Here is a 12,661-nt window from a genome sequence, read left to right as displayed (position 1 = left end):
GGCAGGAAAACCGCAATGCAGTTGTCTGATGTTCGTGCCGTTGTCACCGGCGGCGTCTCCGGTCTGGGCCTGGCCGTGGCGCAGTTCCTGGTTGCCAACGGCGGCAAGGTCGCCCTGTTTGACCTGAATGCAGAAAAAGGCGCCGAGGCCGTGGCCGCGCTGGGCGCCGCCAACGCCGCCTTCTTCCCGACCAATGTCACCGACGAAGCCGGCGTGGCCGCCAACCTGGCCGCCGCCAGGGACTTCCTCGGCGGTCTGAACGTGCTGATGAACTGTGCCGGCATCCTCGGCGCCGGCCGCGTGCTCGGCCGCGAGGCCGCCATGCCGCTGGCCAACTTCCAGACCACGGTGATGGTCAACCTGGTCGGCAGTTTCAACGTGGCCAAGGCCGCGGCCGAGCTGATGCAGCACAACGACGCCGGCGTGGACGGCGAGCGCGGGGTGATCATCAACACCGCCTCGGTGGCCGCCTACGAGGGCCAGATCGGCCAGGCGGCCTACTCCGCCTCCAAGGGCGGCGTGGTCGGCATGACCCTGCCGATGGCGCGCGAACTGGCCCGCTTCGGCATCCGCGTGATGACCATCGCCCCGGGCGTGTTCTGGACCCCGATGGTCGATGGCATGCCGGAAAACGTGCAGGCCTCGCTGGCCGCCTCGATCCCGTTCCCGTCGCGTCTGGGCCGCCCCGAAGATTTCGCCGCACTGGTCGGCCACATCATCGGCAACGTCTACCTCAACGGCGAAACCATCCGCCTGGATGGTGCCACCCGGCTGGCACCGAAGTAAGCGGCCAGCTCCGGCAAGCGGGGCCCCGCGCGGCCCCGCTTCCCAGCCCCCGCCCTTGCCGTTACCCTTTGCCGCTTTCCCGCGCACACTGCACTGACATGAAAGCCAGCGACATCAAGAAGGGCAACGTCGTCGAATACAACAACGGCGTCTACCAGATCCGCGACATCGAACGCTCCTCGCCGCAGGGCCGCGGCGGCAACGTCCGCTTCCGTTTCATCATGTATTCGGTGCCCGGTGGCGTAAAGCTGGATGCCAACTTCGATGCCGACGACCAGCTGACCGAAGTGGAGCTGCTGCGCCGCCAGTCCACCTTCTCCTACATGGACGGCGATGCGTTCGTGTTCATGGATGACGAGGACTACACCCCCTACACCCTGGACCCGGCCGCGCTGGGCGATGCCGCCGGCTACATCACCGAAGGCCTGACCGGCATCTACGTGCAGGTCATCGACGAGCAGCCGGTAGCGATCCAGCTGCCGCAGCACGTCACCCTGGAAGTGGTCGAGACCCCGCCGGAACTGAAGGGCGGCACCGCAACCAAGCGGCCGAAGCCGGCCAGGCTGAACACCGGCATCGAGATCATGGTTCCGGAATACATCAGCAACGGCGAGCGCATCCTGGTCAACACCACCACCGGCGAGTTCGGCGGCCGCGCCGACTGAGCATCACCACCAGGTGCGTTGATGACGGCGCCTGCGGGCGCCGTTGTCATTTCTCACCGAGCGCCGGCAGCGGCCAGCGCGCGCACCTGGTGCGACAGCTGCGCCACCCGTTGCCGTCCGTGCTGCAGCTGCTCACGCTGCGCTGCCGGCAGCGCCGCTTCGGCCTGCTGCTGCAGCTGCTGCCAGTGCGCCGGCCCCTGCGCCAGCAGCTCTGCCAGCGGCGCCTGCGCCAGTTCCTGCGCCTGCGGCAGGCCATAACCGGTCACCGGCAGCCGGCCGGGCGCATCGAGCCGCTGCAGCCAGCCCAACCAGCCGGCCACCGCCCCGGCCAGCGCGGGGCTGTCGGCAAGCTGCGGCCGCAGCGCCTGCAGCGCACGCAGCTGACGCCGGCGCAGCGCGGCCTGCTCCAGCACCAGCCAGGCGGCGGCCTGTTCCAGCGTCGGCTCGGCCGGGATCGCTCCACGCATCCGGGCCGGGGCATCGAGCCAGCGTTCCAGCGGCAACGCCGGCACCTGTCCGGCGGCGTGCAGCCGGGCCAGCAGCAGGCGGTATTCCTGGCGCGCCGAAACAAACAGGCGTCCCTGCGCGGTAGCTGCGGCCGGGTCGTCGAACGCCTGCGGTGCGGCCAGGCCATCGGCCAGCAGCTGGCGCAGCACACCCTTGGGGAAGGTGTTGCGGTAATGGCTGCCGCCTGCCGGATCGAAGGCGGTGTCGAGCAGGCGGCCGGTTTCCACCGCGCAGTTGTTGCCGATGAAGCTGTAGGCGCCGTCATAGCGCCAGTGCAGCCCGGCGGCGCTGGCCAGCAGGTCGGCGATCTGCTGCCGGTCCAGTGCCAGTGGCCAGGCGCGCAGGTCACGCAGCTCGACCCGGTTGTATTCGTCGATCACGCTGGTCAACGGCAACAGGAACAGCCGCGACGGGTAGCCGCCGGTGAGCCCGCGCCAGCTGGAAACCTGCACGTCATCGACAAAGGCGCGGAAGGACAGCACCCGGTGCTCGGCCAGGTCCATCCGGCAGCGCTCGCCCAGCGGCCGGCCTTCGGCACAGATCACCAGCCGCAGCATGCTGTGGCCGAACCGGCTCATCGGCGGGCCGCCGCTGTCGGCCAGCAGGTAGTCCACCGCATACACCCGCGCCGGGTCGATCCATTCGACCTGCATCTGCCCCTGGCCGACGCTGGCGGCCAGCCAGGGCTGCGCCGCGGCACAGGCCGGCTGCGCCGGCGGCGGGCCGAAGCGTTCACTGAACCAGCGCGCCAGCAATGGGCGGCGGCAGGCATAGCGCGGATCGAGCAGGAACCATTCCAGGTTCACTGCAAAGCTCTCGGCCGGCGAATGGTGCTCGTAGCGGTCCGGGCTGCGCAGGGTGTAGGCGTTATGGCTGCCGAGGCGGTCCCAGCCGGCCAGCCGGCGGAACGCACGTTCGGACGACCAGCGGCCACCGTCACGGTCCAGTGCGTGGGCGATCTCGTGGATCAGCGCGGCCTGGGCCGGGTCGCGCCCGGCGGCATCCGGCGGCTGACCCAGCACGGACGGGGCCAGCCACAGCTGGCCAGCGCGATGATGACCGACCACCCCGGCCGGCAGTGCCGGGTCAAAGCGCAGCGGCAACCGGCGCGGATCGGCCTGCCAGGTGGCCGGAAGCCGCGCCTGCACCTGGGCCACCAACGCGCGGGCCTGCGCCTGTTGCGTGGCATCGAGGCCTGTCGGGTCCAGGCGCAGCTCCAGCGCAACGGCCAGCGGCGCCCACAGCAGGGCCAGAACGAAGACAACCCGTGGCCAGTGGCGGCCGGCCAGCACGTTCAAACCGGGCGATCAGCGCGCGAGGATCTGCCGCGCCAGCTCAAGGTCACTGGCCTGCGCGGCCTGTGCATCGCCTTCGCGCAGGTGCAGCAGCGCGGCCTGCAGCCGCGCACCGCGCACTGCGCCCTCACTGGCGATGAAACCGGCTGCTTCCTCGCGTGCGGCCAGCACCACCTTGTCATCACCGGAGCTGCTGCCACTGGAAGCGGAGGAGCCTTCGGAGGACGCATCGGAGGCCGAGCCGGCCGATGTGCCGGCAAAGCTGGAGGCCAGCAGTGGGCCGGCAGCAAGCAACAGGGAAACAGTCAGGACAGCACGCAGCATCAGGGTCAACCGGAAAGCAGGAACAGGGGCCAAGGGTAACCGCACAGGCGCTCAGTCGAACAGCTTGCCCGGGTTGAGCAGGCCCTGTGGATCCAGCGCACGCTTGACCGACTGCATCAGTGCGATCTCCACCGGGCTGCGGGTGCTGGACAGATAGGGCTTCTTGACCAGGCCGATGCCGTGTTCAGCCGAGATGCTACCGTCGAACTCGGCCAGCACCTGGGCCAGCAGCTTGGTCACCTGCTCGCACTGGGCCACGAATTCGTCCTGGCCCAGGCCATCGGGCTTGAGCACGTTGATATGCAGGTTGCCATCACCGATATGGCCGAACCAGACCACCTCGAAATGCGGGTAAGCGCCGCCGATCAGGCTCTGGCAGCGGGCCAGGAAGGCCGGCATCCGCGAGATGCGCACGGCAACATCGTTCTTGTACGGGGTGTAGCGCGCCACCGCCTCGGTGATTCCTTCGCGCAGGCGCCAGATCTGCTGGGCCTGTTCGACCGAGGTGCTGATCACCCCATCCAGCACCCAGCCCTGCCCGGCACAGTGCTCGAAGGCAGCCATCGCCGCCGCTTCGGCCGCCTCGTCGCCAGCGGCGTACTCGGTGACCACGTAATACGGGTAGACCTCGGCAAACGGATTGAGCGCACCGTGCGCGGTGGTGTGCTTGAGCGCCAGGTCGGTGAAGAACTCGAAGGCTTCCAGCTGCAGCCGCTCACGGAAGGCGGCAAACACCTCCATCAGCACCTCGAAGCTGGGCAGCGCCAGCAGCATCACATTGGTCGGCGGCGGCGGATCGGTCAGCTTCACCGTGGCCTCGACGATCACCCCGAGGGTACCTTCGGAGGCGATCATCAGCTGGCGCAGGTCATAGCCGGAGGAGTTCTTGACCAGGCCGCGGTTGAGCTCGAGCAGCTCGCCGCTGACGGTGACCACCTTCAGCCCGGCGATCCACTCACGGGTGTTGCCGTAGCGGATCACGCGGATGCCGCCGGCATTGGTGGCGATGTTGCCGCCGATCGTGCACGAGCCGCGCGCAGCAAAATCCACCGGGTAGATCAGGCCGTGCTCGGCAGCGACATTGTGCAGTGCTTCCAGGGCCATGCCGGCCTGCACCGTCATCAGGCGGTCGACGCGGTCAAACTCGATGACCTTGTTCATCCGCTCCAGGCTCAGCACCAGCTCGCCGTTGGCGGCCACCGCGCCACCGGACAGCCCGGTGCGGCCGCCGGAAGGCACCACGGCCACGCCATTGGCATGTGCCCAGGCCATCACCGCCTTGACCTGGGCCACGCTGTCGGGCAGCGCGATGGCCAGCGGTGCCGGGGTCCAGCGCCGGGTCCAGTCGCGCCCGTAGAAGGCCAGGTCGTCCGGCGCGGTCTTCAGGTGCAGACCCGGGACAGCCGCAGTCAGGGAGGCAAGACGTGGATCGGACATGGCGGCACGGCAACAGGGAAGACAGCGGGCAAGCCTGCCAGCGCGCCGCCGTCGCGTCCAGTACGACAACGATGGATGCAGATGAAACCATTGCCCCGCAAGGGCTGCGCCACGCCAGGGTTTTATTGCGCAGTGCACAAAGGGTGGCCAGATCTGGCACACTGGAGCCTCCCCCATCGACCTGTCCGCGCTGCCATGTCGCCGAAAAAGACCTCCTACCCCAAGCAAGGCATCCATGTTCTGCTGCTGGAGGGGGTCAGCCAGACGGCGATCGACACCTTCCGCGCGGCCGGTTACAGCCAGATCGAAGCGCATGCCAAGGCGCTGCCGGAAGAGCAACTGATCGAGCGCATCGCCGAGGCGCACATCATCGGCATCCGTTCGCGCACCCAGCTCAGCGCCGAGGTGCTCAGCCATGCCAAGCGCCTGATCGCGGTGGGCTGTTTCTGCATCGGCACCAACCAGGTCGACCTGGAAGCGGCGCAGCTGGCCGGCGTGCCGGTGTTCAATGCGCCCTATTCCAACACCCGCTCGGTGGCCGAGCTGGTGATTGCCGAAACCATCATGCTGGCCCGCGGCATTCCGCAGAAAAACGCGCAGTGCCACCGTGGCGGCTGGTCCAAATCCGCCGCCGGCAGCCACGAGGTGCGCGGCAAGACCCTGGGGATCATCGGCTACGGTCATATCGGCACCCAGGTCGGGGTCATGGCCGAGGCGCTGGGCATGCAGGTGATCTACCACGACATCGAGACCAAGCTGGCGCTGGGCAATGCGCAGCCGGCAGCCTCGCTGGAGGACCTGCTGGCCCGCGCCGACATCGTCACCCTGCATGTGCCCGAAACCCCGGCCACCCAGAACATGATCGGCGCGGCGCAGCTGGCGGCGATGAAGCCGGGCGCGCACCTGGTCAATGCCTCGCGCGGCACCGTGGTCGACATCGATGCGCTGGACGCCGCGCTGGAAAGCGGCCACATCGGCGGCGCCGCGGTGGACGTGTTCCCGGTCGAACCGCAGGGCAACGGCGATGCCTTCGTCAGCCCGCTGACCCGGCATGACAACGTCATCCTGACCCCGCACGTCGGCGGCTCCACGCTGGAGGCGCAGGACAACATCGGCGTGGAAGTGGCCGCCAAGCTGGTGCGCTACTCGGACAACGGCTCGACACTGTCGGCGGTCAACTTCCCGGAAGTGACCCTGCCCGAGCACCCCAGCGCGCTGCGCCTGCTGCATATCCACCGCAACGTGCCGGGTGTGCTCTCGCGCATCAACGACGTGTTCTCGCGCCACAACGTCAACATCGACGGCCAGTACCTGCGCACCGACCCGAAGGTCGGCTACGTGGTGATCGACATCTCGGTGGATGAATCCCAGGCCGCACTGATCCGCGAGGAACTGGCCGCGATCGAAGGCACCCTGCGCACGCGCGTGCTCTACTGAGAAGCATGAAGCGAGGAACGAGTGAGTAGTAACGAGGAACGAGTGACTGGGAGCAAGTAACTAGTGGTTAGTAACGAGTAACGAGCGCGAGCCTCTGCTCCTCACTCGTTCCTCTTCCCTCTCAACTCTTTCCTCACGCCCCTACTCGCCCCTCTTTTCTCTCCACTCGTTACTCGTTGCTCGCTTCATCCCACTCGTTCCTGGCTTCCAAGCCATCGCCGTGCCATCCGCGCCAGCGAGTCATCGCTGGCGGGATCGGTGGCAATCTCGCTCACCTCGCGCCAGGCCAGGGCCAGTGATTCGGCGTTGGCGGTGAAACGCTCGCTGCCGGTGCAGCGCACCACGTAGCGCACATCGAAGTGCCAGTGGCCGGCCACCTGGCCGCGTTCGGGGATCCAGTGCCGGTCCAGATCGAATATCCGGCCATCCTCCAGCCGCAAGGCCGGCAGGCCGGATTCCTCCTGCGCCTCCTTCAGCGCCACCGCCGCCAGGTCGGTGTCGCCATCGGCGTGGCCGCCGGGCTGCAGCCAGCGCCCGAGCTTGCGGTGGTGCATCAGCAGGGCGCGCTGGCCGTCAGCCGAGACCAGCCAGGCGCTGCCGGTGAAATGCCCGGCCAGGCGCTTGCGCAGGAACGGGTTGTCGGCCGCGTCCAGCAGTTGCCCGAACTCTTCGCTCAGCCCGGCCTGGGTCGGACAGGCGGCCGCATGCGCGGCCAGTTGCTGACGCAGTGCAGCAGTGCAATCACTCATGACAAGGGTTGTTGGCAGGACTTGGCGCATTATCGCCAGACATGACTTCATCGGCTTGCCAGCGGCAGCCAGTTTTGGCACCTTCGAGCATTCACGCTTCAGTCATCTGGCTGAGGCAACTCAATTCAGGAAGTCCACGCATGCTCAAGTCCCTGTTACGGGTCAAACCGGTTGAACCGGCCGGCCATATTGATGGCGGCGAACCCTTCGAGGGCAGCCTCGATGGCGAAGTCACCCTGAAAAGGACCCTGACCGCGCGCCACCTGATCCTGCTGGGCATGGGCGCGGTGATCGGCGCGGGCATCTTCGTGGTCACCGGCCAGGCCGCGGCCAACCACGCCGGCCCGGCCATCATGCTGTCCTTCGTGCTGGCGGGTATTGCCTGTGCGTTTGCCGGCCTGTGCTATGCCGAGTTCTCGGCGATGCTGCCGGTCTCCGGCAGTGCCTATTCCTACACCTACGCCACCCTGGGCGAGGGTCTGGCCTGGTTCATCGGCTGGTGCCTGGTGCTGGAATACCTGTTTGCCTCCTCCTCGGTGGCGGTGGGTTGGTCGGCCTATCTGGTCAGCTTCCTCACCTCCACCCTGGGCATCCCCTTCCCGGCGCAGCTGGCCGAAGCACCACTGGCCTGGAAGGACGGCAGCTTTGCCGTCTCCGGCGCGGTCATCAACCTGCCGGCCGTGCTGATCGTGGCTGCCATCACCGCCCTGTGCTACCGCGGCATCACCCAGTCCAGCCTGGTCAATGCGGTGATCGTGGCGATCAAGGTCGCGGTGATTGCGCTGTTCATCGGCTTTGGCATCCAGCATGTCGACCCGGCCAACTGGACCCCGTTCATTCCCGAAAACACCGGCCCGGGCCAGTTCGGCCTGGACGGCGTATTCCGTGCCGCCTCGATCGTGTTCTTCGCCTATATCGGCTTTGATGCGGTCTCCACCGCCGCCGGCGAAGCCAAGAACCCGCAGCGTGACATGCCCATCGGCATCCTCGGCTCGCTGGTGGTGTGCACGGTGATCTACATCATCGTCTGCGCCGTACTTACCGGCATGCTGCACTACACCCAACTGGGCACCGCCAAGCCGGTGGCCACCGCACTGGAAACCTATGCCGACCTGGCCTGGCTGAAGACCTTCGTGGAAATCGGCGCCATCGCCGGCCTGTCCTCGGTGATCCTGGTGATGCTGATGGCCCAGCCGCGCATCTTCTACACCATGAGCCGCGACGGCCTGCTGCCGAAGATCTTCGGCCGCGTCCATCCCAGGCACCGCACCCCGCACATCGGCACCATCCTGGTCGGCATCGTCGCCTGCCTGCTGGCCGGCCTGCTGCCGCTCAACGTACTGGGCGAGCTGGTCTCGATGGGCACCCTGCTGGCCTTCGCCACCGTCTGCATCTGCGTGCTGGTGCTGCGTCATACCAAGCCGGAACTGCCGCGCCCGTTCCGGGTGCCGGCGATCTGGCTGGTCAGCCTGCTCGGTGCCGCCGCCTGTCTGTTCCTGTTCTGGCAGGCCTTTATCGAACATTGGATGGTGTTTGTCGGCTGGACGGTGCTGGGCCAGCTGATCTACTTCGGCTACGGCATGCGCCACAGCCGCCTGAACAAGCCTGCGGCCGGCAAGTAAGCGCAGCCAGCGCCAGACACCCCGGCTGCCCGGGGTGTCCGGTTTTCCCCTTCCAGCTTCCGGTGTCGAATGTCCAACGCGTCCATCGCTGTCTCTCCAGCCAAGATCGGCCCGCTGCTGGCGACCTTCGTGGTCGCCAACAACATGATCGGCTCCGGCTTCTTCCTGCTGCCGGCCACCCTGGCCAAGTCCGGCGGCGTCACCGCGCTGGCCTGGCTGCTGGGCACCGCGTTGGCGATGATGCTGGGTGCGGCGTTTTCGCAGCTGGCCCGCCGCCACCCCAACCTGGAAGCGCAGGATGACTACATCGGCCCCTCGCTGGGCCGCAATGCCTCCTTCCTGGCCACCTTCCTGTACTGGGTGCAGTCGTGGATCGGCAACAACGCCATCGCGGTGGCCGCCTTCGGCTACCTGATGGTGATCCTGCCGTTTGGCGATGACAACAGCCTGGTCCGGCTCGGCGGCCAGCTGGCACTGATCTGGGCGATGTTCGCGCTGAACCTGCTCGGGCCACGGCCGATTGCCCGCTTCCAGTCCTTCTGCGTGGTGTTCGGGCTGCTGCCGGTGGCAGTGGTGCTCACCGCTGGCTGGGTCCACTTCGACCCGCAGGTCTACCAGCTGTCGTGGAATGTGTCCGGACAGTCGGATGCGGCGGTGGTGTTCTCCTCGCTGGCGCCGGTGTTCTGGGCCTTTGTCGGGCTGGAAACCGGCGCGATGGTGGCCGGGGTGGTGCGCAACCCGGACCGCAACGTGCCGATCGCCACCCTCGGCGGCATCGGTATTGCCGGGGTGGTCTACCTGATTTCCTCGGTGCTGATGATGGGCATCGTGCCGGCGCAGCAGATTGCCGCCTCCTCGGCACCGTTTGCGCTGGTCGCCGGGCAGATGTTCGGCGCCTGGGCGGTGCCGGTGATCGCACTGGCCGCCGCGCTCAAGGCCACCGGCACGCTCGGCGGCTGGATGCTGGTAACCGGCGAATCCGGCGCCCGCGCCGCCCAGCGCGGCTTCCTGCCGGCCATCTTCGGCCGCCAGAGCCGCAACGGTGCGGCCACCTGGGGGCTGTTCTTCGTCGCCCTGGCGATGAGCGCGCTGACCATCGCCACGCTGGCGCCGACCGTCTCCGGCCAGTTCGAGGTGCTGATCGAGATGGTGGTGATCCTGATCGTGGTCACCTACGGCGCGGCCGGACTGGTGCTGCTCAAGGGTAGCGCCGCCCACCGGCCTACCACCCGCGAACGCCTGCTCGGCCTCGGCGCGCTGTTCGCCTGCGCGCTGCTGCTGGGCTCGGCCTCGCTCAAGATCGTGCTCGGCGCGGTGGTCCTGGTGCTGGTGCTGCTTTTCCTATTCATCGCGATTGATAACAAGCGTTCGGTGGCCCGCTCGCGCTAGAATTGCGCGCATGAACGACACCTCCCTGCCCTACGATGGCCAGCGCCTGTCGGCGCTGGCCCAGCTGCTGATCAGCAACATCGCCGAGCTGGCCCGTGCCGGCTGGACCCCGGCCACCAGCAGCAATTTCTCCCACCGCCTGGATCAGCGCCATGCCGCGATCACCGTGTCCGGCAAGGACAAGGGCCGGCTGGTCGAAGACGACATCATGGTGGTGGATTTCAACGGCCAGGCCGTTGGCCGCCCGCTGCGGCCCTCGGCCGAAACCCTGCTGCACACCCAGCTCTACGCCCGCTTCCCGGAAGTGGGCTGCGTGCTTCACACCCATTCGCCGGTGCAGACCATTGCCTCGCGGCTGTGGGCCAGCCAGGGCCATATCCGGCTGGAAGGCTACGAACTGCTCAAGGCGCTGCACGGCAACACCACCCACGAGCTGGCCATCGAGCTGCCGGTGTTTGCCAACACCCAGGACATGAACGTGCTGGCCGCCCAGGTCGAGGCGGCACTGGATGCCGGCCCGCTGTGGGGCTACCTGATCGACGGCCACGGCCTGTATGCCTGGGGCCGCGACATGGCCGAAGCCCGCCGCCACCTGGAAGCCTTCGAGTTCCTGCTCCACTGCGAGCTGGAGCTGCGCAAGCTGCGCGCCGGCCACTGACCGCCTCCCTGCAGTGCCCGTCCCTCCCCCCACTGACCGGAAAACCGCCATGAGCCGCCTGCGCATCTTCAACGACAACGATCCCTCCAGCGTGCTGCTGGAAACCACTGACGGCGCGGCCATTGCCAGCGAGCTGGCCCGCATCGGCGTGCAGTTCGAGCGCTGGGTGGCCCAGCACCCGGTCGCCCCCGGTGCCAGCCAGGAAGAGGTGTTTGCCGCCTACCGGCAGGACATCGACCGCCTGGTCGCCCAGCACGGCTTCCAGAGCGTGGACGTGGCCTCGGTCGCGCCGGACAACCCCAACCGTGCCGAGATCCGCGCCAAGTTCCTGGACGAGCATTACCACAAGGAAGACGAGGTACGTTTCTTCGTCGCCGGCTCGGGCCTGTTCACCCTGCACGTGGACGACAAGGTCTACGAGGTGGAGTGCGTCAAGGACGACCTGATCGCCGTACCCGATGGCGTGACCCACTGGTTTGACATGGGCGAGTACCCCAACTTCGCCGCGATCCGCTTCTTCACCGCGCCCGATGGCTGGGTCGGCCACTTCACCGGCACCACCATCGCGCAGCAATTCCCGCGCTACCAGCCCACTGCCGGCTGAGCCTGCCGCCATCGATCCCCACGGGCCGGTCACCCCGGCCCGTCTGCTTGCTGGAACCTGTCATGACCGCACCGCGCATCATCCTCACCGATATCGAAGGCACCACTTCCTCGATCTCCTTCGTCAAGAACGTGCTGTTTCCGTATGCGCGCGCCGCCCTGCCCGGCTTTGTCGCCACCCATGGCCAGCAGCCGGCTGTGCGCCGCTGGCTGGATGCGGTGGCTACCGAGATCGCCGCCAGCACCTGCGATGACGCGGTGATCGTGGAAACCCTGCAGGGCTGGATCGATGCCGACCGCAAGCACACCGCACTGAAGGCGCTGCAGGGGATGATCTGGGAGGCCGGCTACCGCAACGGCGACTACACCGCGCACCTGTACCCGGAAGTGGCTGACGTGCTGCGCCGCTGGCACGCCGCCGGGCTGCCGCTGTACGTGTATTCCTCCGGCTCGGTGGCCGCGCAGAAGCTGTTCTTCGGCTTCTCCGATGCCGGCGACCTGGGCGCCCTGTTTGCCGGCCACTTCGATACCGAGATCGGCGGCAAGCGCGAGGCGGACAGCTACCGTCGCATCACCGCGGCACTGGGCGCGGCCCCTGCGCAGATCCTGTTCCTGTCCGATGTGGTCCAGGAGCTGGATGCCGCCCGCGAGGCCGGGCTGGACACCGTGCTGCTGGACCGGCTGGACGACTACCCAACCCCGCGCAGCGGCGAAGCCGCCAACGGCCACACCCGGGTCACCGACTTCACCCAGATCCAGCCCTGAACCGTCGCCGGCAGGCCCGCTCCAACAAAAACCGGCCTGCATGGTTGTTCCAGCAGCGCCCTGGGTAGTAACAGCAGGCTCCCTGTGGGAGCGACCTTGGCCACGATGCTTTGCTGTTGCAGCAGCGCCCTGGGTCGCGACAGCCGCCCCCTGTGGGAGCGACCTTGGTCGCGATGCTTTCCTGTTGCAGCAGGCCTGACGCGGCAACCGTCGCGGGCAGGCCCGTTCCCACAACCGCCGGCCTGCATGGTTGTTGCGGCAAGCCTTGGGTAGTAACAACGGCTCCCCCTGTGGGAGCGACCTTGGTCGCGATGCTTTTGCTGTTGCAGCAGGCCTGACGCGGCAACCGTCGCGGGCAGACCCGCTCCTGCGACAGCTCTGCAGCAACAGGCACGCTCAGCATGCAGGGCAGCACGGTACGTCA

12 protein-coding genes are annotated in these 12,661 nt (G+C 67.6%); 8 read left to right on the top strand and 4 right to left on the bottom strand.

The features are described from left to right. The first annotated feature begins 15 nt into the window (after positions 1-15). Both ABB25_RS04650 and yeiP read left to right on the top strand, forming a co-directional pair. Complete coding sequence (locus tag ABB25_RS04650; RefSeq protein ID WP_057664333.1) at positions 16-786, top strand: SDR family NAD(P)-dependent oxidoreductase; 771 nt, start codon at positions 16-18, stop codon at positions 784-786. Between the two features lie 98 nt (positions 787-884). Continuing rightward, complete coding sequence (yeiP, locus tag ABB25_RS04645) at positions 885-1,451, top strand: elongation factor P-like protein YeiP (protein WP_057664331.1); 567 nt, start codon at positions 885-887, stop codon at positions 1,449-1,451. A 53-nt stretch (positions 1,452-1,504) separates the two neighbouring features. On the opposite strand, the gene ABB25_RS04640 is transcribed toward yeiP, so the two are convergent. Genes ABB25_RS04640 through ABB25_RS04630 form a run of 3 tightly spaced genes read right to left on the bottom strand, consistent with a single transcriptional unit; the run spans position 1,505 to position 5,014 of the window. Next, a complete protein-coding gene (locus ABB25_RS04640) occupies positions 1,505-3,250 on the bottom strand; it encodes a DUF7844 domain-containing protein (protein WP_244477751.1) in 1,746 nt (581 codons plus the stop codon). Positions 3,251-3,265: 15 nt separating this feature from the next. Then, entirely contained in the window at positions 3,266-3,577 is a 312-nt protein-coding gene (locus ABB25_RS04635) for a DUF2388 domain-containing protein (protein WP_057664497.1), read from the bottom strand. Positions 3,578-3,628: 51 nt separating this feature from the next. Next, positions 3,629-5,014, bottom strand: coding sequence for an FAD-binding oxidoreductase (locus ABB25_RS04630; RefSeq protein WP_057664326.1), 1,386 nt, complete (start codon positions 5,012-5,014; stop codon positions 3,629-3,631). A 195-nt stretch (positions 5,015-5,209) separates the two neighbouring features. Here ABB25_RS04630 and serA point away from each other — a divergent pair, with 195 nt between their 5' ends. Beyond that, positions 5,210-6,451, top strand: a complete 1,242-nt coding sequence (serA, locus tag ABB25_RS04625) for a phosphoglycerate dehydrogenase (RefSeq protein ID WP_057664322.1) — start codon at positions 5,210-5,212, stop codon at positions 6,449-6,451. A gap of 185 nt (positions 6,452-6,636) precedes the next feature. On the opposite strand, the gene ABB25_RS04620 is transcribed toward serA, so the two are convergent. Beyond that, positions 6,637-7,200: an NUDIX hydrolase gene (locus ABB25_RS04620; protein ID WP_057664319.1), complete on the bottom strand. Its 564-nt coding sequence runs from the start codon at positions 7,198-7,200 to the stop codon at positions 6,637-6,639. A 140-nt stretch (positions 7,201-7,340) separates the two neighbouring features. On the opposite strand from ABB25_RS04620, the gene ABB25_RS04615 reads away from it, so the two are divergent. From ABB25_RS04615 to mtnC, 5 genes are all read left to right on the top strand, one after another. Next, positions 7,341-8,822, top strand: coding sequence for an amino acid permease (locus ABB25_RS04615; protein ID WP_057664316.1), 1,482 nt, complete (start codon positions 7,341-7,343; stop codon positions 8,820-8,822). A 69-nt stretch (positions 8,823-8,891) separates the two neighbouring features. Beyond that, positions 8,892-10,211, top strand: a complete 1,320-nt coding sequence (locus tag ABB25_RS04610; RefSeq protein ID WP_057664314.1) for an amino acid permease — start codon at positions 8,892-8,894, stop codon at positions 10,209-10,211. A gap of 10 nt (positions 10,212-10,221) precedes the next feature. Continuing rightward, entirely contained in the window at positions 10,222-10,869 is a 648-nt protein-coding gene (locus tag ABB25_RS04605; protein ID WP_057664311.1) for a methylthioribulose 1-phosphate dehydratase, read from the top strand. A gap of 49 nt (positions 10,870-10,918) precedes the next feature. Continuing rightward, positions 10,919-11,473 (top strand): 1,2-dihydroxy-3-keto-5-methylthiopentene dioxygenase, encoded by a 555-nt coding sequence (locus ABB25_RS04600; protein ID WP_057664308.1) that lies wholly within the window; start codon positions 10,919-10,921, stop codon positions 11,471-11,473. A 62-nt stretch (positions 11,474-11,535) separates the two neighbouring features. Beyond that, the gene (mtnC, locus tag ABB25_RS04595; protein ID WP_057664306.1) at positions 11,536-12,237 is read left to right on the top strand and encodes an acireductone synthase; all 702 of its coding nucleotides are present in this window, start codon (positions 11,536-11,538) and stop codon (positions 12,235-12,237) included. The last annotated feature ends 424 nt before the right edge of the window (positions 12,238-12,661 follow it).

Origin of the sequence: Stenotrophomonas koreensis, from assembly GCF_001431525.1 — a bacterium.
GTDB classification, from domain to species: domain Bacteria; phylum Pseudomonadota; class Gammaproteobacteria; order Xanthomonadales; family Xanthomonadaceae; genus Stenotrophomonas; species Stenotrophomonas koreensis.
Note: the sequence above shows the minus strand (reverse complement) of the source record. Positions and strands in the feature narration are given on the sequence as shown.

Excerpts from the sequence above, each read along its gene's own strand:
- yeiP (WP_057664331.1), top strand. The coding sequence starts at position 885 with ATGAAAGCCAGCGACATCAAGAAGGGCAACGTCGTCGAATACAACAAC.
- ABB25_RS04620 (WP_057664319.1), bottom strand. The coding sequence starts at position 7,200 with ATGAGTGATTGCACTGCTGCACTGCGTCAGCAACTGGCCGCGCATGCG.
- ABB25_RS04615 (WP_057664316.1), top strand. The coding sequence starts at position 7,341 with ATGCTCAAGTCCCTGTTACGGGTCAAACCGGTTGAACCGGCCGGCCAT.
- mtnC (WP_057664306.1), top strand. The coding sequence starts at position 11,536 with ATGACCGCACCGCGCATCATCCTCACCGATATCGAAGGCACCACTTCC.
- ABB25_RS04610 (WP_057664314.1), top strand. The coding sequence starts at position 8,892 with ATGTCCAACGCGTCCATCGCTGTCTCTCCAGCCAAGATCGGCCCGCTG.
- ABB25_RS04630 (WP_057664326.1), bottom strand. The coding sequence starts at position 5,014 with ATGTCCGATCCACGTCTTGCCTCCCTGACTGCGGCTGTCCCGGGTCTG.
- ABB25_RS04635 (WP_057664497.1), bottom strand. The coding sequence starts at position 3,577 with ATGCTGCGTGCTGTCCTGACTGTTTCCCTGTTGCTTGCTGCCGGCCCA.
- serA (WP_057664322.1), top strand. The coding sequence starts at position 5,210 with ATGTCGCCGAAAAAGACCTCCTACCCCAAGCAAGGCATCCATGTTCTG.
- ABB25_RS04605 (WP_057664311.1), top strand. The coding sequence starts at position 10,222 with ATGAACGACACCTCCCTGCCCTACGATGGCCAGCGCCTGTCGGCGCTG.
- ABB25_RS04600 (WP_057664308.1), top strand. The coding sequence starts at position 10,919 with ATGAGCCGCCTGCGCATCTTCAACGACAACGATCCCTCCAGCGTGCTG.
- ABB25_RS04650 (WP_057664333.1), top strand. The coding sequence starts at position 16 with ATGCAGTTGTCTGATGTTCGTGCCGTTGTCACCGGCGGCGTCTCCGGT.